General features: G+C 44.2%; 16 protein-coding genes, 1 tRNA gene and 1 pseudogene. 9 read left to right on the top strand and 9 right to left on the bottom strand.

Annotation, left to right across the window (positions count from 1 at the left end; translation table 11 throughout):
* The first annotated feature begins 5 nt into the window (after nucleotides 1-5).
* Nucleotides 6-1,562, top strand: a complete 1,557-nt coding sequence (locus DWX84_RS15610) for a RagB/SusD family nutrient uptake outer membrane protein (RefSeq protein WP_005867840.1) — start codon at nucleotides 6-8, stop codon at nucleotides 1,560-1,562.
* 74 nt (nucleotides 1,563-1,636) lie between these two features.
* On the top strand, nucleotides 1,637-2,047 hold the full coding sequence (locus DWX84_RS15615) for a hypothetical protein (RefSeq protein ID WP_005867839.1): 411 nt from the start codon (nucleotides 1,637-1,639) through the stop codon (nucleotides 2,045-2,047).
* A gap of 292 nt (nucleotides 2,048-2,339) precedes the next feature.
* On the opposite strand, the gene DWX84_RS15620 is transcribed toward DWX84_RS15615, so the two are convergent.
* The 5 genes from DWX84_RS15620 to DWX84_RS15640 all read right to left on the bottom strand — a co-directional run bounded on the left by DWX84_RS15620 (nucleotide 2,340) and on the right by DWX84_RS15640 (nucleotide 12,950).
* Nucleotides 2,340-4,340: a fructose-bisphosphatase class III gene (locus tag DWX84_RS15620; RefSeq protein ID WP_005867838.1), complete on the bottom strand. Its 2,001-nt coding sequence runs from the start codon at nucleotides 4,338-4,340 to the stop codon at nucleotides 2,340-2,342.
* Between the two features lie 38 nt (nucleotides 4,341-4,378).
* On the bottom strand, nucleotides 4,379-5,887 hold the full coding sequence (locus tag DWX84_RS15625) for a PD40 domain-containing protein (RefSeq protein ID WP_034531564.1): 1,509 nt from the start codon (nucleotides 5,885-5,887) through the stop codon (nucleotides 4,379-4,381).
* 13 nt (nucleotides 5,888-5,900) lie between these two features.
* Nucleotides 5,901-7,646: a DUF6057 family protein gene (locus DWX84_RS15630; protein WP_233573948.1), complete on the bottom strand. Its 1,746-nt coding sequence runs from the start codon at nucleotides 7,644-7,646 to the stop codon at nucleotides 5,901-5,903.
* Between the two features lie 165 nt (nucleotides 7,647-7,811).
* Nucleotides 7,812-10,286, bottom strand: coding sequence for an outer membrane beta-barrel family protein (locus DWX84_RS15635; protein ID WP_044544878.1), 2,475 nt, complete (start codon nucleotides 10,284-10,286; stop codon nucleotides 7,812-7,814).
* A 204-nt stretch (nucleotides 10,287-10,490) separates the two neighbouring features.
* Nucleotides 10,491-12,950 (bottom strand): outer membrane beta-barrel family protein, encoded by a 2,460-nt coding sequence (locus tag DWX84_RS15640; protein WP_048928123.1) that lies wholly within the window; start codon nucleotides 12,948-12,950, stop codon nucleotides 10,491-10,493.
* 174 nt (nucleotides 12,951-13,124) lie between these two features.
* Here DWX84_RS15640 and DWX84_RS15645 point away from each other — a divergent pair, with 174 nt between their 5' ends.
* Nucleotides 13,125-13,766: a SagB/ThcOx family dehydrogenase gene (locus tag DWX84_RS15645; RefSeq protein WP_009016962.1), complete on the top strand. Its 642-nt coding sequence runs from the start codon at nucleotides 13,125-13,127 to the stop codon at nucleotides 13,764-13,766.
* A 189-nt stretch (nucleotides 13,767-13,955) separates the two neighbouring features.
* Here DWX84_RS15645 and DWX84_RS15650 read toward each other — a convergent pair.
* Nucleotides 13,956-14,216, bottom strand: a pseudogene (locus tag DWX84_RS15650) (ATP-binding cassette domain-containing protein); the annotation flags it as partial.
* Between the two features lie 213 nt (nucleotides 14,217-14,429).
* On the opposite strand from DWX84_RS15650, the gene DWX84_RS21895 reads away from it, so the two are divergent.
* From DWX84_RS21895 to DWX84_RS15665, 3 genes are all read left to right on the top strand, one after another.
* A complete protein-coding gene (locus tag DWX84_RS21895; RefSeq protein ID WP_369974666.1) occupies nucleotides 14,430-14,678 on the top strand; it encodes a transcriptional regulator in 249 nt (82 codons plus the stop codon).
* A 384-nt stretch (nucleotides 14,679-15,062) separates the two neighbouring features.
* Nucleotides 15,063-16,157 carry a metallophosphoesterase gene (locus tag DWX84_RS15660; RefSeq protein WP_122377555.1) on the top strand — a complete coding sequence of 365 codons (1,095 nt, stop codon included), beginning with the start codon at nucleotides 15,063-15,065 and terminating at the stop codon, nucleotides 16,155-16,157.
* Nucleotides 16,158-16,159: 2 nt separating this feature from the next.
* A complete protein-coding gene (locus DWX84_RS15665) occupies nucleotides 16,160-17,338 on the top strand; it encodes a metallophosphoesterase (protein ID WP_005859131.1) in 1,179 nt (392 codons plus the stop codon).
* Between the two features lie 70 nt (nucleotides 17,339-17,408).
* Here the strand turns inward: DWX84_RS15665 and DWX84_RS15670 are convergent, their stop codons facing one another.
* Both DWX84_RS15670 and DWX84_RS15675 read right to left on the bottom strand, forming a co-directional pair.
* Nucleotides 17,409-19,115 (bottom strand): S41 family peptidase, encoded by a 1,707-nt coding sequence (locus tag DWX84_RS15670; RefSeq protein ID WP_044546013.1) that lies wholly within the window; start codon nucleotides 19,113-19,115, stop codon nucleotides 17,409-17,411.
* Nucleotides 19,116-19,163: 48 nt separating this feature from the next.
* The gene (locus DWX84_RS15675; protein WP_044546014.1) at nucleotides 19,164-20,141 is read right to left on the bottom strand and encodes an adenosine kinase; all 978 of its coding nucleotides are present in this window, start codon (nucleotides 20,139-20,141) and stop codon (nucleotides 19,164-19,166) included.
* Between the two features lie 110 nt (nucleotides 20,142-20,251).
* Between DWX84_RS15675 and DWX84_RS15680 the strand changes: the two genes are divergently transcribed.
* Nucleotides 20,252-20,325: transfer RNA gene (locus DWX84_RS15680), tRNA-Asn, on the top strand.
* Nucleotides 20,326-20,427: 102 nt separating this feature from the next.
* On the opposite strand, the gene DWX84_RS15685 is transcribed toward DWX84_RS15680, so the two are convergent.
* Nucleotides 20,428-22,326 (bottom strand): glycosyltransferase 87 family protein, encoded by a 1,899-nt coding sequence (locus DWX84_RS15685; protein WP_048928723.1) that lies wholly within the window; start codon nucleotides 22,324-22,326, stop codon nucleotides 20,428-20,430.
* Nucleotides 22,327-22,471: 145 nt separating this feature from the next.
* On the opposite strand from DWX84_RS15685, the gene trmB reads away from it, so the two are divergent.
* On the top strand, nucleotides 22,472-23,230 hold the full coding sequence (gene trmB, locus DWX84_RS15690) for a tRNA (guanosine(46)-N7)-methyltransferase TrmB (protein ID WP_005867819.1): 759 nt from the start codon (nucleotides 22,472-22,474) through the stop codon (nucleotides 23,228-23,230).
* A 27-nt stretch (nucleotides 23,231-23,257) separates the two neighbouring features.
* Nucleotides 23,258-24,367 carry an Mrp/NBP35 family ATP-binding protein gene (locus DWX84_RS15695; RefSeq protein WP_005859141.1) on the top strand — a complete coding sequence of 370 codons (1,110 nt, stop codon included), beginning with the start codon at nucleotides 23,258-23,260 and terminating at the stop codon, nucleotides 24,365-24,367.
* The last annotated feature ends 114 nt before the right edge of the window (nucleotides 24,368-24,481 follow it).

The raw sequence follows: 24,481 nt of genomic DNA on the forward strand, positions 1-24,481 counted from the left end.
TAATTATGAATAAAAAATCAATTATATCATTATTTACTGGTGCTGCACTAATGTTTTCCATGCCCTCCTGTACGGATTTGGATGAAACGGTGTATGATAAGATTCCAGCAGAAAACTTCGGTAAAACCGATGGTGAAATCAATTCGATCATTGGCCCTGCATACAATACATTTAAAAGATATTTCTCTGACGCATGTATTGCTTTATCGGAATGCTCAGGAGATATGGCGGTCGTACCTACCCGTAAAGGTGGTGACTGGTATGATGGTGGTCAGTATCGTGAGTTACACATGCACGCATGGACTGCGAATACCTCAGCCGTGAAAAACGCATGGTCAAGATCTACGGAAGCGATCTCTGCTTGTAACTTAATTTACGAGACTATTAGTACTTCCGCATTGGAAGAATCCGCAAAAGCTAGAGCGTTAGCGGAAATCCGCGGTGTACGTGCGTTCTGGATTTATTACCTGATGGATAATTGGGGAAATGTTCCATTGAGTATAGATTACAATGACACAGAACTGCCCACTTGCAAAACAAGGAAGGAAGTTTATGATTGGTTGGTTAAAGAGGTAAACGAGATCAAGGACTTGCTTCGTGAAGATGTTTCTGACGCTAGTTATGGAAAATTCACGAAAGGTGCCGCTTATACCTTATTGGCAAAGTTGTACCTAAACGCAGAGGCTTGGGGCGTAGACTCTCCTCGATATAAAGAGGCCGCTGACGCTTGTGATGTCGTGATGGGGCTTCCTTATATATTAGAGGCTAACTGGAAAACAAATTTCCAAGTAAATAACCAACAATCAAGAGAAGCTATCTTGGCTTGCTGCTTTAGTGCGAACGATACGGAATGGCAAAATCAATTACATTACCGTACTTTGCACTATAAAGATAATATACCTCTTGGAGCTACTTTCAGCGCATGGAACGGTATTTGCGCACAGCCGGATTATGTATTGCTATTCGACAAGGAAGATCCTCGCTATGAAGGCTCTTTCTTAGTAGGTCCAAGTATCGACCCTGCTACTGGGAAAGTGTTGATCACGGCACACGACCGTCCTTTGATACACACTCCGGAAGTTACAGTTATCCCCGGAACGGAACGTGATGGTACGATTTGGGGTGACGTGAACCAAGAAGACGGCGCTCGTTGTAACAAATGGACTTTCGATAAGTCCTTAACTAATGCGATGGAGAATGATTTCCATATTTTCCGTCTGGCTGATGTATATTTGATGAAAGCAGAGTGTTTGATACGCACAGGAGGCAACAATGCGGAGGCTACACGTTTGGTCAATGCGGTCCGCGAACGTGCTTACGGTAACTCTAACCACAATTACGCATCCGTAGATCTAGAAAAGATCGCCTTAGAACGTAAGTTCGAGTTGGCATGGGAATGCCACGCACGTCAAGACAATATTCGCTTTGGAACTTTCCAAAACGCTCGTTGGCTGAAATCTGAAACGAAAGGGAAAGACTACATGAATATCTTCCCGATCTCTCAAGACGCATGGCAAACGAACCAGAACTTAAAACAGAACCCGGGTTATCCCGCATTCTAAAATATTCTATGGGCTAGATGAGACTTTTTAGGTTTCGTCTAGCCCTTTTTGTATAATCTTAAAATAATACGAACATGAAGAAGTATTTGATTTTACTTGCGATGTTACTCGTCGCCGTTGCGAACTATGCGGAAAAGCCCGCTAATTATGTGGAAGCCTCCCAAGAAGCGTATAGAGCTTCTGACCCTCTGATGCTAGAAGGATATTTTACAGGTGATACTTTCTCCGGGCAGATTGAGTTGATGACCGCAAACCAGATTCCCGGATACAATACACCCACAAGGCTTACAATTGTCGTAAGTAATCCCGTATTATCTTCCTATAATTGGTCTGTCTCCGGTAATGGTATATCATCTTATATCTCTGATAGCCATTTATGTGAAATATTCTTCAAGACAGGAGGATCACGTGGCTGTACGGTTACTCTATCAGGTCCTCTTGCGTCTACCGGTCAACAGGTGACAAAGGTTTTCGGATTCTATTGATGTTGAAAGTGAAGACATTCTTAGAAAGTAATGCCCCGTCACCAACTTATTCGTAAGTCTGTGACGGGGCGTTGCTTGTTTTGTATCTTCTATTATTCTATTGGATATTTGTCAATACCATAGACCTTTTTTATATGAGGATCAATGTAGTAGATTCTTTGCCTCTTCTTGTCCCCCGATCTTGAATATTGCGCTCTTACCTACTAGGCGTTTGAAAGAATGAACGTGTGCCCAAATGCTTATGGGCATTAGGGGAGCGTTACAGTATGTCCGATACCCTATCTGTCAGGAACTACCGCTCCATCCTCTCCTTCTCCTTTATCAACCCATTCCGATACGCATAAAGCAGTTTCTCCAAGTCCTTGATCTGGCTTTGAAGATCCGCACCCTTATCCGTATCTTTCACCATCTGGCGATGGGAGCTTAATTCTACCACGATCGTGGTGGATTTGATATCCAAGCCTTCCTCGATCGCTTTCGCCCGGGATTCGAAGGGTTCGTGTTGCACAAGCTGGAAACCACGGGAGTGATATACTAATGTATAGCCCGCAATACCGGTTTCCAAATGATACGGACGGGAGAAACCGCCATCGATTACTAACATCTTGCCATTCGCCTTGATGGGATTCTCACCTTGATTGGAACGGACAGGGACATGTCCGTTGATGATATGCCGATGCATACCGGTCACCCCAAACTCATCCAATATCCTATCACAAATTTCCTCTTGCTCTCGTAACGTATAATAAGCGCCTTTTTCCTCCTTATGAGTCTCGGCCTCTTCGATAAAGGCACGCTCGAAAGTAGCCATCTTGCTTTTATCGAATAACGGAGAGTCCTTGCCGCCCCAAAGATACCAGATATAATCATGCGCATATTCCACTTCTTCCTGCTCCCCGGTCTTGAAATAAGCCGTACGGATCAGTTGGTCTACACGGTCCAACAAAGCACGGCCCTTATAATCCTGCCCCAAGATACGTACTGACTTAAACGTCCCATCCGGATTCATCGGGATAGAGGCATGAAACAGTAAATTGGAATTACAAACCTGATACATTCCCCCATGCCGGAAGAAACAACGCATATGCTTTTTCATCTTCTCGCTGCTCTCAAAAGAATGCAAGATCTTTCGGATCAAATCCTCCTCCTCAATAGAAAGACGATACGGATCTTTCGGGTCTAAAGTAGGCCAGTTAGTATCTTTAAGCATATAATCCTTTCCATCGATATGAACCACTCCCCGCTTCAGATCGATATGGTGCAACAACATCCGGTCATCCATCTCAAACTCCGGACGACGGCGGATGATCTCACCCTCCAGCTTGAACTGGATGATGGTGATCGCCTTGTGCATCTGGGCGATCAAACGGGTGGTCTTCTCATCCATTGCATTATCGGCGAACTTTGTTTTCGGCATGAATAACGCACAAGGATCATCCCCGTACGCCTCCATCGCGAAAGTGGCCAACGGCAAAAGATTGATGCCATATCCATCTTCTAAGGTAGCCATATTACCAAAGCGTAAACACATACGAATCACGTTGGCGATACTTACCAAATTACCGGAAGCGGCTCCCATCCATAAGATATCATGATTACCCCATTGAACATCGAAATTATGGTAATCGCAAAGGATATCCATGATCAGATGAGCGCCCGGACCCCGATCGTAAATATCGCCGATGATATGTAACAGGTCGATTGTCAACCGTTGGATCAAGTTACACATAGCGATAATGAAATCGTCCGCACGTCCCGTGGAGATGATCGTACAAATAATCTGATCCACATAAGCGGATTTATTCGGCTCTACGGAAGACTCGTGCAATAACTCCTGAATAATATAGGAGAACTCCTTGGGTAAAGCCTTACGTACTTTCGAACGGGTGTATTTGGAGGACACGTTCCGGCAAACACGTACCAATTGATTCAAGGTCACTTGGTACCAATCTTCCAGATCTTGCTCTTGACTCTTGATCAGTTCCAGCTTATCCTCTGGATAATAAATCAAGGAACAAAGCTCCTTCTTCTCGGATTCCCGGAGCGTATTACTGAAAATCTCGTTCACCTTGCGCTTTACGGCACCGGAAGCGTTTCTCAGCACATGGCTAAAGGCTTGATCCTCGCCATGTAAATCACTCAAGAAGTGCTCCGTACCCTTCGGTAGGTTCAAGATCGCTTCCAGATTAATGATCTCCGTACTGGCATCCGCGATCGTCGGGAAACTCCGTGCCAACAATTGCAAATACCGTAAATCGTTTTGTACAGATTCGGCTATAATATCTTTTGTCATCTTATCTCTTATTTATACGCGAATATAAATAGATCCGGTCATTTAAACCGAACCTGCTCCGGTTTATTTTTCTCGGCTACTTGCTGGATCTCATAGGGGCTGACCTCTACGGCGCCTTTCGTCAATTCCGGAATATTGTAGGAATACAACTGATAGTCATACTTATCCGGATCTTCTTGAGGCAATAAGAACGGTTTCGAAGGCTTACCGTCTTTCCCTATATAACAAATATAAGGTAAAGTATATAAACCGTTATCCCGGCGGCTACTAAATACGACCCAATCACTATTACTACTCCAAGAATGATAGCTATCCGTATCCGGGCTATTCAACGCAGACATATCCATCGCTGTCCGATTCTCCAAATCCATCATCCGGATCTCCGCATCCGGGTGCCAAATAGGGAACTGCCCATAAGCGGTTTCCGTGTACATCAGGAAACGCCCATCGGGAGAGATACGGGGAAATGTATAGCTCAAGCTATCCGCATGTACCAACGTATCGATCGGGAAGCTGATCTCGCCACGATCCGGATCGAACGCGACACGGCAGAGATTATAACGTACCTTATCATAATTCTCCGGCATCTTCTGGGCCGGGGCCGTACAGAAATAAAGCCATTTACCATCCGGAGAGAACGCGGGGAAAGTCTCGAATGCATCTTTTGTGATCAATGAGGCTTTCGAAAGGATTTCTTTGTTTTTCACGTCATACACCACCACATCGGACTCCAAGTCGAACACTTCCATCTTTTTCTCTTTCACGGAATGGAAAAACTGTTTGATATCATTTACCGATGTGGTGATATAGCGCCCGGAAGGATGCCAGAAAGGATACGTCATATTACTGATCGTCCCATTCGTTTTCGTATTCAATTTACTGATTTTCTTGTCTTGGACAATATAAGTTCCCCCATTCGCCGCACGCATATGGAACATCATCTGCCCCGGATCTCCCATACAGAACGAATGGCAGTTCATACAATTATAGCCGGTCATATCGTTACGGATAATCGGCTGTTCGTCAAACGACTCCAAATTCCGCTGATAAATACCCACAATATGCCATTTCTCGTATCCCGGCTCTATCAAACGGTATACTAAATGAGAGTCGATCGCTTGATCACTGATATAGACAGAGAATGGTGCCCATTTAGTCCACTCATCACCTATCTTCGTGGCGATCGTAACAAAAAAGGCTTTTCCACGGTTCGCACGTGTCAAGCGAATCCAATCCTTCATCTTAAAACGGATCGTATTTGTCCCATGATATTCAAATACTTCCGACTCACTACCTTCTATTTTCGCATAGCATTCATCCGCTGGTACATTTATCCGGAAATTCAACGGAGCTATATTATAAGGTATAGTCGTCCCTTTATAATCCGGAAAAATAGGAGGCGGGGACATACGTTCGTTCGTGACATTCGTAATGCCTTCCGGATGCAAGGACCAAAAGCCTAAATATACGACTATAGTGAGAACTTGTATTATTAGATATCCGATCACAAAATTTCGGACGATCTTTCTTTTCTTTGTATTATCCATGTATTATTGTCGTTTAGGAGTCGGGATAAATTGAGCGTAATAATAAATAGGTATCACCAAACTGTTGCTTCAAGGCTGCCGGCGGCATAGAGCGTGCCACTTTCATGAATTGCAGGAAGCGATTCTGCACCTCCTGACTGATCGGGAAGCTCCGGAACGCCTCCGGATCTTTCTGTACGGCCGCGAAGAACAAGCAAATAGCTTCTTGATAAAGCACCGGGAATGCCTCACCCCGTTCTTTCATCAATTCCATATAATGCATAAAAGTCATCAAATCCTTATAAACCAAAAGATATCCCATCCCATATTCGAAAGCCGGACGGTTATCGGCATGATCGTCGATCAAAAAAGCCAATGCGTTCGGAAAGATCAAGGTCAGGTCCAAAGGATTATCGGTAATCGGAAGCATCGCCCGTTTTGCCGCTATCCAATCTTCCGACGCACAAGCCACGGAGTCCAATAATGGACGTTGAGCGGTTGCCCAATCCCGGTAATGCGGGTTCGATTCCAGTATCTTGATATATTTCTCCGCCGCACGATATTCGCCGGTTACCAGATAAGTCTCCACCAAACGCTTCATCAAACGAGGTTGCACGCAACGTTGTGAACTTAATACCCCCACAAAGGCGAAACGTTGGGCGGCGTTCACTTGCCCGACTTGCCAAGCCACCTCACTCGCCTCGATCAATCCCATCCGGCTTTTCGGATCGTGCGGAATAAAACCACCCTCACCGATCTGGGGGAAACGCATCAAATCGGAAGTAAAACGTCCGGTTTTCGACAAAGCCAAATTCAGATAAATCAAGGCATCCATATCCCGCACAGAATGCGCACGAGCGTGCGAGACAATCTTCTGCCATTCTCCCAGCCGTGCATAGTAATCATACCGATAGGCCTGCTCCATCGGATCTTTCTTATAGAGAATCCCGGCGACCATCGCTATCAAAAGAAAAACGTAAGAAACGATTCGTTTCCAAGATTCCTTACGGATGAAAACCCGGCTCCTTACATAATAAAGAATGAAAGCGATCAAAGGATACGCAAGCATGATATATCCTAAAGAATTAGGTATCGGATATTCGGGATGGCATAGATGTTTGCTGAAAAAAGCTTCCCGCATCGGAAGAATATAAACCGTACGCATGGCGATCAACGGTAGCAAACCTCCCCAAGCGATAGCGATAATGGCTACTCCAAAACGAGCCTTATCCTCTTTAGCACAACACTCATAAACCGCGATCAATAAGGCCAACAATAAATTAGCGGGTGCCGCAAAAAAATAAGAGCCCCCCAAAAACAAGAAGCCAAAGAGATAACGAAGCCAATCAATCTTGATTGAAGTATACAAATACGCAAGAACCTGCACGAAAGCGAGCATCGTCAACAAGGCGATTGACTCCTGCGGATAGATCCAAATTAAAAAAGAGGGAAGAATAGCCGCCAACATAGAGGCACGCACCCCACAAGCTTTTAAGTAAAGGAAAAAACAGCCGGAGATCAGTCCTAATAATAAAGCGATCACTACCGAAGCCCCATAAGGATGGATAAACGCAAGCGATAAGAACTCAGTCACATATTCATTCAATCCACCCGGTTCGGCCAATCGGTCTTGGAAATAACTACCGGTAGTCTGAAACATCATATACTGCTCCAGAAAACGATACCAATACCGAAAATTCAACTCTATGAATAGGAAACTACCTATAATAAAAAGGAATAGTATAATGGTATTATTGTTAACAAATAGTCTATTCTTCATTCTCCAACTGTTTTTCGGATCGTAAAGATAGAAAGTATATAGAAGACGGCAAAAGAAAAAGTTTAATTATTATATTGAACACGGAATACACGAAACACACGGACTGATACTATATACCTCAGTGTATCGCTGTGTGTTCCGTGTGTTCCGTGTTCAATCCTGTACTTACATCTGCTGCTCGCCGCCGCCAGAGCCGCCGCTCTTCACATCATCGTTATTGATACCGCGTTTTACTTTCTTGATAGCATCTTTCAAGGTACCGAAACGATAGGATACGCTAACTTGTAACATGCGCATCGTTCGGTAATTGGTCTCACGGCGGAAGAACGTATCGTCTGAAGAAGTGTTTTCCATCTTCATTCGTTTCCAGAACGGGTTCTGGAAAGACAACTGAACCGAGAGCTTTTTCTTCAAGAAATCCTTATTTACGGAGATTCCCGTAAAATAGAATGGAGAACGTTTACCCTGCAACTGAATCCAAGGAGAGAAATATCCTCCATGCAAGTTCAAGCGAAAATCCATCGGGAAATTAAACTGCGTACCGGCGAATATACGTCCGCTGAAACCACTGTTCGCCATATCATTCATATCGCTCTTCAAATCCGTATAATCCACACCTCCATTCATATAAATACGGAACAAAGGAACCGGGTTCCAATTTGCGTATACGAACAAGCCCGTAGATTGTTTCTTTCCTATATTACCATAAGTAGTCTGGAAAATACCCGGGTTCTTCGGATCGATAAAGGTATATTGCTCGATCGAATTATTCACGAACGTATAAGTAGCGCTCGCGTTAATGCTGAATTTCTGGGCGAACATACTATAGTTCAAGTTAATATTATTACTTTTCTCAGAGTCCAGATTCGGGTTACCGAAGGATATATTCTGCGGATCCGCATTGTTTACATAAGGATTCAAATACCAGATACCCGGACGCTGGATACGCATATTATATCCCAAGCGAAGCTGTTGTGCCATGCTCAGTTGATAAGAGATCGTAGCGTTTGGCACCACGTCGAAATAATGGGTGTCAAAATTCATATCGGGAGCCATCTCGTATTTCACATCCAAAGAAGTTCCTTCCGCACGGACACCCGCTTTCACGCCAAACTTATCAAACTTCATCGAATAGCCCAGATAAGCGGAATAGATATGTTGGGTATGACGGAAATGGCTATCCTTGGAAGTAACATCTTCCCATATATTCAGCGAATCGTTGAAAGCGGTACGATCTGTATTACTCCGGCTCTGGCGGAATATGTATTTCGCGCCAACCTCCAAGGTCTGGTCCTTCCATGTAGGAGTCGTATAATCCACCTGTCCGGTGTGCTCATTCGTAGAAGCCTTATTGATATTATTTTGCGGATAGCCGAGCCAAGGATTGTAATTCACGACATTCTCTAATTCCGTATAATCCTTACTATCATTCGGAGAATGGCTGAAACGGTAAGAGACCGTCAGCAACTCATCTTTCTTATGGGTAGAGTGCTGGTAATCCACGTTCACGTCCGTAGAACCAAATGTCTCTGTCGTTTCCGAGTTACGGTTATAACTGTAGACCGGATTATGATTGATATCCTGCATATTCACGTTATACTCCGAGAAACTTTTCATCTCGCCACGGAATAAGTTCGCGCCAACGGTCAATAGATTCAAAGAGTCGATCTCATAACTTCCCTCCAAATAACCGAATTGGAACGGTCCACGGCTCTTTCTACGTCCATTTTGTGTCAAGAAGTGTTCCCCGTCATTTTGCAAATCTTCCCGTACGGAGTTAGCGTCATTCCATGGGTCCCGCTCCCGATTATAGTTATAGTTGGCGGTAAGTCCTAATTTTCCGGCTTTTAGAGATACATAACCACCACCGCCTACACGCCCCAACGAACTACCGTTCACACGAACCGTACCAGTATATCCTTGTAGAGCATTTTTCGTTGTAATGATATTAATAATACCACCGATACCCTCGGCGTCATACTTAGCGCCCGGGTCTGTGATCACCTCTATGTTTTTCACGGAATTGGCCGGCATACTCTTTAATACCTCAGCAGGATTATTACTCAACAGGTTAGAAGGTTTACCATTCATGTAGATCTTGAAGTTCGTGGAACCTTTCAATTGGATTTGGTCATCTCCATCCACGGTTACCATCGGCACTTTGCGCAACATATCCAACGTATTGTTGGTCTGTGCCTCGGGGTCATCTTCCAAGCTATAGGTAAGTTTATCAATCTCAGCCTTCACCAAAGGTTTCTGCGCCGTAACCGTCACTTCCCCCAGCCGCTGGTTATCCTCCTGCATATATAACTTACCCAAATCCAAGTTCCTCTGTTTATCCGAGATCGTAAATATTTTCTCGGCAGGAGCTTTTCCTATAGATTGCATAGAGATGATATATTTGCCGGCGCTACTCAATGGTGCCTGAAACTTACCATCCACATCACACGCTAAAAGCTTGACCGGTTTCTCGGGGGTCTTCGCAAAAGCAATTCTCAACGTCGCATAGGGTACGGACTCGTTACTCAGCGAATCTAACACCTGTCCCTTAATTGAATAGGAACCGGTTTTATCAGCCTGCGCATACAGAGGAAGCGCAAGGAACAGTACCCAAAATAAGGCAAACAATTTTTCTTTCATACGTTCATCATCTATTACATAATACTATACTTATCTCTCAACTTTTTGTACTAAATCACACTGTTTACGATTGATTCGTACAAATAAAGACATTAATATACGTTCGTAAGCATTTTTTCCTCACAAAAAGTCTGAAAAAACTTTATTTTCATACAAAGACGAGCTTTGATACCGATAAGTTGCATATTTCCTCATCTATATCCTTTATGAACCGCTCTCCAAAGCCTTTACATCATCGTTCTTTATACCACGTTTCACCTTCTTGATAGCGTCTTTCAAATTACCGAAACGATAGGAGATGCCTATACCAAATGTACGCGTCGGAGAATAGCTGATATCTTGCCTATGGAAAGTATCGTCGTAGATCGTAGCCTCCATTTTCCTGCGTTTCCAAAACATATCGTAAAAATAGAGGGATACGGACAGTTTCTTCTTCAAAAAATTCCTACTCACATAGACTGTAGCGAAATTCAACGGCGAACGCCTCCCTTGCAGCTGTATCGCCGAAGAGATAAAGCCTCCATTCAGATTCAACCGGATATCGAGTGGTAAGTTAAACTGAGCCCCGGCGAAGACACGCCCGCTAAAGCCACTGTTCGCCATGTCATTCTTTTCGCTCCTCAAATCCGTATAGCTCAAGCTTCCATTCAAGTTAACGCGGAACAGGGGGATCGGATTCCAACTACCGTAAACAAAAAGGCCGGTAGTCTGCCTCTTCCCGATATTCCCGTAAGTAGTCCGGAAAATTCCTGGATCCGCCGGATCGATAAACGTATACCGCTCGATTGAGTTATCTATAAATGTATAAGAGATACTTGTATTGAAACTGAACTTTTGGGCGAATATACTATAATTCAGGTTCACACCGTTACTCTTCTCCGAATCCAAGTTCGGGTTACCATAAGAGATGTTCTGCGGATCCGCATTGCTCACATACGGATTCAGGTACCAGATACCCGGTCGTTGGATACGCATATTATATCCCAGACGAAGCTGCTGGCTCATACTAAGCTGGTACGATACGACAGCGCTTGGCACCACGTCGAAGTAATCGTTCCCGAAATTCATATCCGGTGCCAGCTCATACCTCACTTTCAAGGAAGTCCCTTCTGCCCGCGCACCAGCTTTCACCCCGAATTTCCCAAATTTCATCGTATATCCCAGATAGGCGGAATAGATCTGTTGCGAATGATCGAAATGGCTATCTGCGGGAGTCGCCTCCTCCCACATTTGCGATGTCTGGTTGAAGGCCTTACGATCCGTATTACTCCGGCTCTGACGGTAGATATACTTTATGCCCGCCTCCAAGCTCTGATCTTTCCAAGTAGGTGTAGTATAGTCAAACTGCCCGGTATGCTCGTTCGTCGATGCCTTATTGATATTATTTTGCGGATAGCCCAACCACGGCTCGTAGTTACGAATATCCGTCAACTCCGTATAATCCTCGTTATCGTTCGGGGAACGACTGAAACGGTACGAGAGAGTGAGTAGTTCGTCTTTCTTGCGCGTGGAACGCTGATAATCCACATTCATGTCAGCTGAGCCGGACTTGCGGCTCGATTCCGAATTACGATTATAACTATAAACGGGGTTCCGGTCGGCATCCAGCATCTTCACCGCATATTCCAAGACGCTCCTCGTGGTTCCGAGGTACAGACCAATCCCTACAGTCAATAAGTTCAACGAATCGATCTCATAACTACCTTCCAGATTCCCGAAATGATAAGGGGCTCTCGATTTACTACGTCCCACCTGATTCAGATAATGTTCTTCCTTATTATTCAGATCCTCACGCATGGAAGAAGCATCGTTCCAAGGCGTATTGTCACGGTCACAGTTGTAATTGGCAGACAATCCGAACTTGCCGGCTTTCAGCGACAGGTAGCCGCTCCCGAAGATACGCCCATTGGTGATGGTGTTCAAACTTACCGATCCCGTATAACCCTGCAAGGTGTTTTTCACCATGATGATATTGATAATCCCCCCAATTCCCTCGGCATCATACTTCACACCCGGCTCCGTGATAACCTCGATGTTCTTCACCGAGCTTGCCGGCATGCTTTTCAACACTACCGACGGATTATTGCTTAACAAATTCGATGGCTTACCGTTCATGTAAACCTTAAAATTTGAAGACCCCTTCAACTCAATCTTATCCTCACCGTCCACGGTAACCATCGGGACCTTACGAAGCATTTCAAGCGTATTATTGGTCTGTGCCTCAGGATCATCCTCCAGACAGTAAATGATCCTGTCGATCTCTGCTTTCACCAAAGGTTTCTGCGCCGTGACCGTAACCTCTTCCAAACGCAGGTTATTATCCTGCATAAACAGCACGCCGAGATCCATGACTTTCCGTTCATCCGAAAGGGTGAATACCTTCTCTGCCGGAGCCTTCCCGATAGATTGCATAACGATAATATACGTTCCGATGTTATTCAGCGGAGTCTGGAACTTCCCATCTATATCACACGCCAACAGCTTGATTGGCTTCTCCGATGTACTCGCCAAAGCGATTCTCAATGTGGCATACGGTACGGATTCATTTGTCAGTGAATCCAGCACCTGGCCTTTAACCGTAAAAGAACCGGCTTTATCCATTTGCGCATACAGCGGAAGCGCAAGGAACAGTACCATAAATAAGGTTAACAACTTTTCTCCCATACATGCGTCACTTATTACAAAACACAATATATTCCACTCATAACACTGCGTTTACGATTTATTCGTACAAATAAAAACATTATAAACATTCGTTGGCTATTATTTCTCACAAAAAGTCTAAAAAAAGAAATATATCATTATTTTTGTACATCTAATTTTCTAAATAACAACATTATGAGAACTATTTTTTGTGTATTAGCCACTTTGATGTTAGGCATAGCCGGTATGCAGGCCCAGAGTTTAAAAGCCATTAAGTTGAATGCTCCCGACAAGACCCGAGGCGCTTCGGTGATGAAAGCCTTGGCAGATCGTCATTCCGAGCGTGAGTTCGCCAACAAGAAACTCAGCCAACAAGATCTTTCCGATTTGATATGGGCCGCTATCGGTATCAACCGGGAGGATGGGAAACGTACCGCCGCTTCCGCTTTGAACAAGCAAGACATAGATGTCTATGTACTTATGGAAGAGGGCGCTTATTTGTATGATCCAAAGGCCCACCAACTAAACCCGGTAGTGGAAGGTGACCATCGTCCGTTAATCGGTGGCAAGCAAACCTCCGTGAACTCTGCCCCTGTTTGCCTGTTGATGGTTTCTGATATTTCTAAGTTCGGCAACGTGGGCACACCGCAAATGCGCGAGCGCTTTGGAGCGTTAGACGCAGGATTGGTCTCTCAAAACATCGCCTTGTTCTGTTCCGGATGTGGTTTGGTTACGGTTCCCCGAGGTAGCATGGAGGCTGATGCTTTGAAAAAAGTGTTGAAGCTATCCGACTCCCAAATCCCAATGATTAATCATCCCGTGGGTTACGCTAAATAACAGGGGTATCCCCATCGCCTCACGGCAGTAGTCCCATAAGCCAACACCACTACTGCCGTAGGCTTACGCCACTACTCCTTATGGGGCATGCCAGTAGTCACATTAAAAACACACGCTCCAAGCGAAGATCAAAGCCAGCAACGCAAAGATCACCACCAAAATCGTATTCCCCCAGCGAATCAGGAAAGAGGGTAAACGCTCGATAAATCCCTCTATATTAGCGATACGGGCTGCCAATAACAAGCGAGATTTATCAATCTCACCGTCATCCACGGCGATATTGCGTGCGATCGACTCTGAGAACAGATAACCGTCTTGCATCACTGCGCCACATTGGTCACGCCACCATAAAAGGCTGAAAGATCACAAATCATCTCCACCCACCCGGATATCGCCTTCTACCGGATTATAGTAGCCCAATAATAACTTGATCAAGGTTGTTTTCACCGTAAAAGAAAGTCTTGTTATAAATAGACTCTTCGATTTGAGACAGCAGAAATATCCAAAAAACATTTTTAGCGGTAGAGCCTATAAATGAGTTTCCCAGCAAAGGATACAAGGTTTGTTACGCCAACACGTTAAGCGGTATTCAAGACATATATCATATCTATTGGAGATTATCAGCTGGAACTTTCCACACATCAATTATTCTATAAACAAGAGCTGTTAAAGGTATTAAGCCCCAAAGATTTCAAGTTACTCTATCAGTTATCCGAACCATTGAATCAACCGGTAAGCAGAGAAAAGCTTTTCCAAGAAATTTGGGAAGGGAAAGAAACTCATGACAGCTTGAATAATAGTATCTCACGTTTACGTAAGTTATTGGAAAGGGATATCACGCTTTCAATAGATGCCGTAAAAGGAGTTGGCTATATATTACAAAAAAAGACCTATTCCCCTCATCGCAATTAAGGGAGGCTTATTGTAGATTTCTTTATACGTTCTTGTTCCCTATCGCATGATTCGGGAAAAACACGTATGACTTTTTTGAAAAACACGTACGACTTTTCCCGGAAACACATACGTGTTTTGAAAGAAAGATAGCAATGTTTTAAACATACTAATTCTCAACACATTATACACCTATGTCATTCGCTTGCTTATTGTCTGGAATTTGTCTTGGAATACAACGCATCCTTACTTGCCCTGTATTTACATCCACGTAGAGACGCAGCACGCTACGTCACTACAATTAGAGGACATAATGCGGTGAAAATCGAGCAGAAAAAGTCTTTCGCAAATCATACCATTTGCCGCATAAAGAGTTTTCATTATCTTCGCGGAAAATTAATAGAAATGTTATCGTTCTTTATCATACTTCCAATCCTGTATCTTGCAGGGAATATTTATATTTATCTAAAGGGAAAACAGGCTTTGAAAAGCCAGTCTACCGGAGTTAAAGTATTGTTATCCATTGTTTTTTGGGGAGGAGTTTTGTCATTCTTCAGTAGTTTTCTATTCAAGAACCTAGATATGCCGGCTTCTTTCGCTCAAACAGTTTCTCAAGTAGGAACAGGATGGCTCGTGTTCACTTTATACATGGTATTGGCCCTGTTGGTATTTGATATCTTACGACTTTTCCACCTACGTTTCAAATACTCATTCTATTTATCCTTATTCTTAACACTCAGCTTATTAGGATATGGAAACTATAATTACCAACATCCTGATACACGAGTTATCAACATGGTTATCAACAAACCGGCCGATACCGATGGACAGTCGCTGAAGGTCGTAGCCATTAGCGACATACACTTAGGATACGCTACCAACAAGACGATGCTTGCCGGATATGTGGATATGATAAACGCCCAACGCCCGGACATCGTTCTTATCGGTGGAGACATGATAGACAACAGTGTCGCACCTCTGCGATACGAGCATATGGAAGAGGAACTGTCCAAGATATACGCTCCATTAGGCGTTTATATGGTACCGGGTAACCATGAGTATATCAGTGGCATAGAGGAGAGCGAGAAATTCATAGCGCAGACGCCCATCGTACTTTTAAGGGATTCCGTGGCTATCTTGCCCAATCAGATCCAACTCATAGGACGGGACGACCGGCATAACAAAGGACGGAAAACTTTAGGTCAGCTTACCGCGAACCTTGATAAAAGCAAACCTGTTATCTTACTAGACCATCAACCCTACGATTTAGAGAAAACGGAAGAGGCTGGCGTAGACTTACAGTTTAGCGGACATACACATCGAGGACAAGTATGGCCGATGAACTGGATCGTGGATCATCTGTTCGAATTAAGTTACGGGATTAAAAAAATCGGAAATAGTACGATTTATGTCTCATCCGGCTTATCTTTGTGGGGACCGCCTTTCCGTATCGGGACGGACAGCGAAATGGTGGTGTTCAATATTACATTCAAAGAGTAAAGATGAAAGTATTTATTCAATCGATCGTAGCGCAGCTATTACTAAATCCGTATATTTTCTGGAGAGGATATCAAGCGCTTCCTCCTAAGAAAAGTTGCCGGATTCCTTTTATCTTGTTTTTCGTACTCGAACTATCGCTTTATTTTTTCGGATTTATTTTTAGGAATGAACTACCTGATAACGTGATAATCACGATCCAATACATCTGTAACACTTGGTATATAGCGTCCATTTATATCACTTTATCTCTCTTGGTACTTGAGTTGATCAGGCTCTCCCAACGTATCAAGCCATGGTTCCCCAAATGGATGAAAGGGCATTGGCAACAAACCAAGCTAACCCTGTTTTTTCTTATCGTATTCGGTGTTACCGGTTTAATGATTCACGCATACCATACGGTAATGAATCCGATTGTTAAGAACGTATATATCACGTTGCCCAAAGCCGCGGGGGATCGGGATAGCCTGACTATTGTCATGATGAGCGACTTACATATCGGAGAGGTTATCGGGAAGGACTTGGTACAAAAATATGTGGCACTCAGCAACGCACAGCATCCGGATATGGTGGTATTAGCGGGGGATATTATGGATTATGAATCCCGATTCGCGGAAAACGCCCACATCGAGGATGATTTAAAACAATTAAAAGCTCCGTTGGGCGTATATATCATTTACGGGAATCATGAATACCGGGCAAACCGGAACGCGAAATATCGTTGGTTGCAAAAGACCGGAGGTACGCTACTAATAGACTCGGTGGTCCAACCGGACTCAACTTTTTATTTGATAGGGAGGGATGATTTCATCCATAAGAAACGAAAATCGCTTCATTCGTTAATGGAAGGGGTGGATACCGGCAAACCGATTATCGTTTTGGATCATCAACCTTGGTCGTTCGCCGAGATGAATATGAATGGGGTGGATTTGGGACTGCACGGACATACGCATAACGGGCAGTTATGGCCTTATCCCCTGCTGATGAAACTTGTGTATGAATGCCCGTACGGATATTATAAGAAAGGACCTACGCAATTCTATGTATCTTCCGGCATTGGTATAGCAGGACCTCCTTATCGGGTGGGAACCGTCTCGGAATTGGTCGTATTGCATATCCGCTTCAAAGCCCCCAAACAGACTGGCGAAAGAGGGAAAAGCACGATGCCCATTCAAGGGAGCTGACAATGGGCATCGTAAGCTCGCTTGAATGGGCATTGTAAGGCCCTTTGAATGGGCATCGGCAGAAACCCGCCTATTCGGTACCCTTGGTGGCCGCTTCCAACTCAACCGGCACGCTCAATGTACGCCTGTATAAATCCGGATCGCCCAATACCTCCAACGCTTTCTCCAATACAAGATCATCTTTCAAGCTTTCTTGCAACTCTCCTCGTTGGTAATAATAACGTTTTACGATCTCGGCGGCCATTACTCGTTTCACCTCATCCTTGAAACGATCGAAATCTCTTTCCAGATTCGGAGTCAGCTTAGCCTCTAATTCCTTGAACGCAGTAGAATCCTCCTCCAGATACCCCTCGAACTCAGCCACTTCTTTCAAGTTCTTCAATACTTTCTCGCTTTGGCGGTCATACGTGAAATTCTTGGACTTGGCGTATTGCTTCAAAGCTTCGAAATCCTCATCGGAAACCGTAAATTCCTCGATGGGAGCGATTGTCTTATGCTTTTGTGCCCAATCCGTAACGAAGTCGAACAAGACCGTATCCGCCGCCAAATAATACATCATGGTAGGCACTTTCGGCTCCTTCACCTCAAACTCCGGACGTACGCCACCCCCATCACGAACCGGACGCTTCTTGGACGTATAGAATACGGAAGTCAAGCTATCCGGAATAGCCGCCACGCTACCATCCTCTTTCCGGTGCGAATAATCGATTTGCTGGATGCAACGACCACTCGGGATATAGTATTTACTCATCGTGATTTTCACTTTCCCATTATAAGGCAGGTCACGAGGAGCTTGCACCAACCCCTTACCAAACGAACGTTGTCCCACCAACACGGCACGATCCATATCCTGCAAAGATCCCGATACGATCTCAGCGGCGGAAGCCGTACCTCCATTGATCAATATAGCCAACGGCATTACCGTATCCAAAGGCTCCGTAGAGGTTCGGTACGTACGATCCCATTGCTTGATCTTTCCTTTCGTTGAAAGCACCTCGCTGCCTTTCGGTACGAACATACCTACGATTTGTACGGCACCTTCCAGCACGCCGCCGCCGTTACCGCGCAAATCCAGTACCAAAGACTTAATATTATGATTTTTCTTTAAATCCAAGAATGCCTCTTTCACCTCTTGAGCACTCTTGATAGTAAATGCCTTTAGATAAATATAACCGATACTGTCATTCTTAACCCCGTAGTAAGTAACTTGAGGTGTCGTGATCTGCTTACGGGTAATCTCGAACTTCCGGGGTTTCTTCTCGCCCGGACGTTGGATCGTCAAAACCATCTTCGTATTCGGAACACCTTTCAACAACTCGCTGACCCGGGAGTTTGTCGCCTTGGAAACATCGATCGTATCGATTGCCAAGATCAGATCGCCCGGCTTCAGACCCGCTAAATCGGCCGGCATTCCCTCGGTAGGCTCGGCAATCATCACGCCTCCCTCGTTGTTACGCTGACGGATCAAGGAACCGATACCTCCGTATTCGCCGGTCGTCATCAGACTCAATTCCTCCGTTTTTTGCTCAGGATAGTATTCCGTATAAGGATCTAAACCAGCCAACATTGCCTCGATTCCCCGCTGAACGGTTTTATCCACATCCACTGAATCCACGTAGAACATCTCTACTTCTTTCAATAAAGAATTGAAAATGTCTAGGTTCTTACTCACCTCAAAGCGGTTATCTTTTTGCGCCCATCCCGGCACTACGCTACTTGCGACGAACAGCAAGCAAAATAAACCTATAATTCCTCTTCGTTGAACCAATCTGTACATACAATATTTAGTTAATTAACGGCATAAATGTAAGGAATAATACGCCGCCTAAGCCAATATCCCTTTTACTTTTAACTTTATTTGTTCCCATTTATTATACGGAATCTCCGGGCCAACCACGTCGATCACATAGCCCGCCAACATCGATCCGATGCGTGCGGATTGTACCAAAGACGCTCCTATGGATTGACCGTACAAGAATCCGGCGGCGAAGTTATCACCGGCGCCTGTCGTATCAACAGGTTTGCCCCCCTCAGCCGGGACAGAATAAAATTGACCATGACTACCGATCAAGGCACCTTCCTTTCCCAATGTAACCAATGAGACCTCTACCAACTCAGACAAGGTATGTACGGCCTCAGCAGCCTTCTGCCCGGTAAAAGCCTCAGCCTCACTCTCATTAGAGAACAAAATATCCACATATTTAGGAATGATATCCTCCAGCATTCCTTTAAAAGCATTCACGATATTGAAGTTCGACAAATCCAGCGCTACTTTCAAGCCCAACTTTTTAGCCTTCTCCATCGTAGAACGAACCAACGGCTCGTTTACGAGCAAGTAACCTTCTATATAAATACATTGATATTTACTTAGCATCTCCTCGGTGATCTCATCCGGGGTTATTGTCGGGGCCGGGCCAAGGAAAGTCCCCATCGTACGTTCCCCATCCGGAGAAATCATCACCGTACAGCTACCTGTAAGTCCATCCGTCTTGATAAAATAGGAAGTGACACCCGCTTTTTCCAACGCATCCTCATAAAATCCGCCGATCGAATCATCCCCGATCTTACCGATAAAACCGGAATTCGCCCCTAAAGAAGACATCGAACGCATCGTGTTGCAGACAGATCCTCCCGGGGTTTGCGTACGTGGCAAGCCGGCTAAAGTTGTACGGATAGCGATCATTTGTTCCCTGTTAATCATATCCATAGCTCCTTTCTGTATCCCGATTTCCGATAGGACATCATCATTTTCAAGCCTCAATAAAACGTCAACCAAAGCGTTTCCTAAACCTATTGTATTCATTTTTTCGTAATTTTTTTCGCAAAGATATTGCATATTTCGAAAATACCCCGTACTTTTGCAGTGCAATTTCAGAAAGGGGTTACGGAATAACCTTTGAAAGAGCGAAAAATTCTTCCTTAGCTCAGTTGGTTAGAGCATCTGACTGTTAATCAGAGGGTCCTTGGTTCAAGTCCAAGAGGAAGAGCGAAAAGAGAGATACCTATTAATAGGTATCTCTTTTTTCTTTTGTTCTTTTTCCGTTATTCACAGGGTTTTCAACAGGGTTATTAACAACCCTGTAATCCTCCTACCCTCTCCAAGCGATTAAAAATAAGTTCTTTAATTCTTCCGCAAGGACTCCACGACGCATATTGGGAAGATGAACGTTATCCCGCAAATCAGCGGGCATGTCTTTAATAAGTACATCCGACTCCTGCGAAGCCTTATAAATAAACTCCGTATCAAATAAAAAGCGATTCACCTGAGTTGAGGCCAAGAACGATTTTCCCCGCTGGTTAAAACCTTTCAAACCTCCTTGAGCATCCGTATGCGTTAATCCTAGAAGCGTAAAATTCAATATACGGGAAGCATAACTCATAATCTTTCTTCGAGTACTTAAATGGGTATAATAAGTATGATTCCGCACGGCGATAACAACATCATATCCCGATTCCAACCATTCTACCATCCGGCAGATAGAATCCGTCTCATACGGAAAATCATAATCCGTATATAAAGTAATGGATGAAGTGGAATGAGACAAGCCAGCCCTAACAGCGGCTCCTTTTCCCTTATTCGTATCATAACTTACGATCATCGTATCAGGGAGAGCCTCCAGAAGACGTCCCACCGCATCCTTCGTAAATCCTCTCTTCGAAGCGTCATTCACGACGATAAAACGAAGTGAGCGACCTTTAAGCATCTTTACCAATTCCGCATGTTTCTCGATCATCAAACGTTCCCAGCCTTCTTGTGGGTTATAACAAGGCAAGATAAGGTCGATCGCCTCCTCTTTACCCGGGAGAGTCTTCGGCCGATGAAGCGGCTCTGAAAAATCCAATGTCAATTGCTCCCATACGATCTTAAACCAGATCAACACACAAGGTAGTGCTTTCAACGCATAAGGAATAACATACGTTTTCCGGATATAACAGGGAAATATATCTGTAGGGGAAAGGGATGTAAGAATAAAACAGAAAACGAATAGTACCGTATTCAAGACAGGAGTCGTCTTACGGGTAGGCGTACCTATATACCAAAGGCAGACGGCTATCATGGCTCCCAAATATCCGCTATTCTCTGTTCCGGAGCTAAAAAGAACCATGAACAAAAGAGTAGAGCAAAGAAAATGCATGCGGAACCGCCGGTTATCATATTGATTTATCCTAAAATAAGGAGCAATAAATAAAAGTAGCCCGGGGATAACCAACCAGAGATCACTATACGTATTGACTCCCAAAATCTTACGAACCATCCCCAACAAAGAGATATTTGTATAAGGAGTAAATAAATTCTCTACATTCTTATCGAGAAGTACCTCATACCATTTCACGTATTGACTTGCCACATATTGAGGAGACGTATATAACATCGGAAGAACATACAAGACTATGCCCCAGAAAATAAGTCCTTTCAAAAAGGCGATCCGGCGTTTTGAGAATAGCAGGAAAGCAAGACCGACAATGCCATAAATCTTAGTCATCGTACCCAAGACAATCATTAGCGCCGCCCAAAACTCCTGTTTCCGCTCAATAAAAATAAACGAGAATAAAATCATGCCGGCTATGGCTATGTTAAATTGCTGCATAAGAACACACGTAAATAACTCATTCAAGCATACCCAAATGACAAACGCCTGTTTCCAATCCGCCAATCCGAGTTTACGGATAGCCATATAAAGCAGCAAGCTATTCGCGAGACACCATAGCAACATCCCGATATAAGGAGAGAAGAGGGAGAAAGGCGCTATTATAGCCGTAAAAGGGATCCCGTATAAAAACCGGTCGTGGTATTCATTCGGATAATATATATAAAGGTCTTTCAACTCTAACGCATGGAAAAAGGAAGCCCTATAAATCATAAAGTTATTATAAGTCCTTCCCACAGGTAATTTCAATAAGCAAGCGACAAGGGCCGTCGCAAACCAAACAAATCCGACAAACCTCGGATTCTTAAATATCGGGCATCTAAAAAATACTCTCAACATATCCTTTTTTATTCGTTACAACTCCACTTTCAAATAAAACTTCTGACAGCCTATATGTTCAAAAGACTCGCCAACGCATAAAAACCCCTATCTAAAACAGTAGAAAAAACGTAAAAAGCATTTTTTTAAGTATTATCTTCGCGACATGGGAAAGAATAAATTAGCTAAGTTTGACGATATGGCGGGCTATCCGCACGTATTCCAATACCCTTTCGCCGCCCTACAAGAAAAAGGGTTTGATATGAAAGGACAGTGGCATGAACGTTTTTTCAAGAACGACCATCCTATTGTTTTGGAATTGGGATGTGGAAAAGGGGAATATACCGTAGGTTTGGGAAAGCTTTTCCCAAATAAGAATTTTATTGGTGTCGATATCAAGGGAGCACGTATGTGGACCGGAGCGAAAGAATCGCTGGAAGCCGGGATGAATAACGTGGCTTTCCTACGTACCAGTATCGAATTGATTTCCTATTTCTTTGCTCCGGGCGAAGTAGCCGAGATCTGGATCACATTTCCGGACCCTCAAATGAAAAAGGTCAATAAGCGTCTGACCGGAACCCGTTTCATGAAAATGTATCGGGAAATCCTTTCCGGAGATGGTATTATCCATTTAAAAACGGATAGTAACTTTATGTATACCTATACGTGCGAGATGGTAAAAGCGAACCATTATCCCGTATTGTTCAGTACAGACGACCTATATCATTCCAATCTGGCGGATGAGATCTTATCCATCAAGACCTATTACGAGCAACAATGGCTGGATCGTGGATTAAACATCAAATACATCAAGTTTGTTTGTGAGGAAAGGGAACGATTGGTGGAACCTGACGTAGAAATAGAGTTAGATCCTTATCGTAGCTTTAATCGCAGTAAACGAAGCGCTTTGGCTTCCGGTAAATAAAAGAATGACTTAAAAAAATCAACAGATATGACAATCTATCCGAATCTGATTATTGAGGCGTTGAAGAACGTTCGTTACCCGGGTACCGGAAAGGACATCGTTTCCATGGGCCTCGTAGAAGACAACATTCGTATCGATGGTATGAATGTCACCTTCTCGTTATTATTCGAGAAACCGAATGATCCGTTTATCCGCTCCGTAGTAAAAGCTGCGGAGACAGCTATCTTAACCTATGTAAGCCCGGAGGTGAATATCAAGGGAAACATCACGGTAAAAGCCCGTCAGTTAGCTCGCCCGGAACCGGATAAATTATTACCGCAAGTAAAAAATATTATCGCCGTATCTTCCGGTAAAGGAGGAGTTGGTAAAAGTACCGTTGCCGCTAATCTAGCTGTCGCATTGGCCTTACAAGGATATAAGGTAGGATTGCTGGATGCCGATATATTCGGGCCGTCCCAACCCAAGATGTTCAACCTAGAAGAGGCTCGCCCTTATATGGAAGAGGTAGAGGGCAGGGAACTGATCAAGCCGGCCGAAAATTATGGTGTCAAGATGTTATCCATCGGCTTCTTCGTAAATAAAAACGACGCAGTCCTATGGCGTGGAGCAATGGCTAGCAACGCATTGAAGCAATTGATCGGCGACGCCAACTGGGGTGAGCTTGATTATTTCTTAATCGATTTACCTCCCGGAACGAGTGATATCCATTTGACAATGGTACAGACACTAGCGATAACCGGAGCCGTGGTGGTAAGTACGCCGCAAGAGGTTGCTTTAGCGGACGCTCGTAAGGGTATCAGCATGTTCACTGGAGATAAGGTTAATGTCCCTGTTTTAGGATTGATCGAGAATATGGCTTGGTTTACCCCAGCGGAATTACCGGAAAACAAATATTATATATTCGGAAAGGAAGGTTGTAAACGCCTAGCTGAGGAACTGAACGTGCCGTTACTGGGACAGATTCCTATCGTACAAAGTATCTGCGAAGGAGGAGATCAAGGTAAGCCGGTAGCGTTGAACCCGGACTCGATCACAGGAAAGGCATTCCAAGAATTGGCCGAGAATGTAGTCAAGCAAATAGACTATCGCAACGAGCATCTGGCTCCGACAGAGCGAGTGATTGTAACCAAGAAATAAAGATGATTTATACGTATATACGTGTGGTCTCGCACGTATATACGTATCGTCCTACACGTACGCTCGCATTGGCCTACGCCTATATACGTATCAGCCTATGCGAACGTACGTATA

It is taken from the genome of Parabacteroides sp. AF21-43 (assembly GCF_003635435.1).
Classification (GTDB): domain Bacteria; phylum Bacteroidota; class Bacteroidia; order Bacteroidales; family Tannerellaceae; genus Parabacteroides; species Parabacteroides distasonis.

Bases quoted from the DNA above. Each gene is read 5' to 3' on its own strand.
- DWX84_RS15675 (WP_044546014.1), bottom strand. From the start codon at position 20,141: ATGAATACAATAGGTTTAGGAAACGCTTTGGTTGACGTTTTATTGAGG.
- DWX84_RS15665 (WP_005859131.1), top strand. From the start codon at position 16,160: ATGAAAGTATTTATTCAATCGATCGTAGCGCAGCTATTACTAAATCCG.
- DWX84_RS15695 (WP_005859141.1), top strand. From the start codon at position 23,258: ATGACAATCTATCCGAATCTGATTATTGAGGCGTTGAAGAACGTTCGT.
- DWX84_RS15670 (WP_044546013.1), bottom strand. From the start codon at position 19,115: ATGTACAGATTGGTTCAACGAAGAGGAATTATAGGTTTATTTTGCTTG.
- DWX84_RS15635 (WP_044544878.1), bottom strand. From the start codon at position 10,286: ATGAAAGAAAAATTGTTTGCCTTATTTTGGGTACTGTTCCTTGCGCTT.
- trmB (WP_005867819.1), top strand. From the start codon at position 22,472: ATGGGAAAGAATAAATTAGCTAAGTTTGACGATATGGCGGGCTATCCG.
- DWX84_RS15630 (WP_233573948.1), bottom strand. From the start codon at position 7,646: ATGAAGAATAGACTATTTGTTAACAATAATACCATTATACTATTCCTT.
- DWX84_RS15685 (WP_048928723.1), bottom strand. From the start codon at position 22,326: ATGTTGAGAGTATTTTTTAGATGCCCGATATTTAAGAATCCGAGGTTT.
- DWX84_RS15660 (WP_122377555.1), top strand. From the start codon at position 15,063: ATGTTATCGTTCTTTATCATACTTCCAATCCTGTATCTTGCAGGGAAT.
- DWX84_RS15620 (WP_005867838.1), bottom strand. From the start codon at position 4,340: ATGACAAAAGATATTATAGCCGAATCTGTACAAAACGATTTACGGTAT.
- DWX84_RS15610 (WP_005867840.1), top strand. From the start codon at position 6: ATGAATAAAAAATCAATTATATCATTATTTACTGGTGCTGCACTAATG.
- DWX84_RS15645 (WP_009016962.1), top strand. From the start codon at position 13,125: ATGAGAACTATTTTTTGTGTATTAGCCACTTTGATGTTAGGCATAGCC.
- DWX84_RS15625 (WP_034531564.1), bottom strand. From the start codon at position 5,887: ATGGATAATACAAAGAAAAGAAAGATCGTCCGAAATTTTGTGATCGGA.
- DWX84_RS15640 (WP_048928123.1), bottom strand. From the start codon at position 12,950: ATGGGAGAAAAGTTGTTAACCTTATTTATGGTACTGTTCCTTGCGCTT.
- DWX84_RS15615 (WP_005867839.1), top strand. From the start codon at position 1,637: ATGAAGAAGTATTTGATTTTACTTGCGATGTTACTCGTCGCCGTTGCG.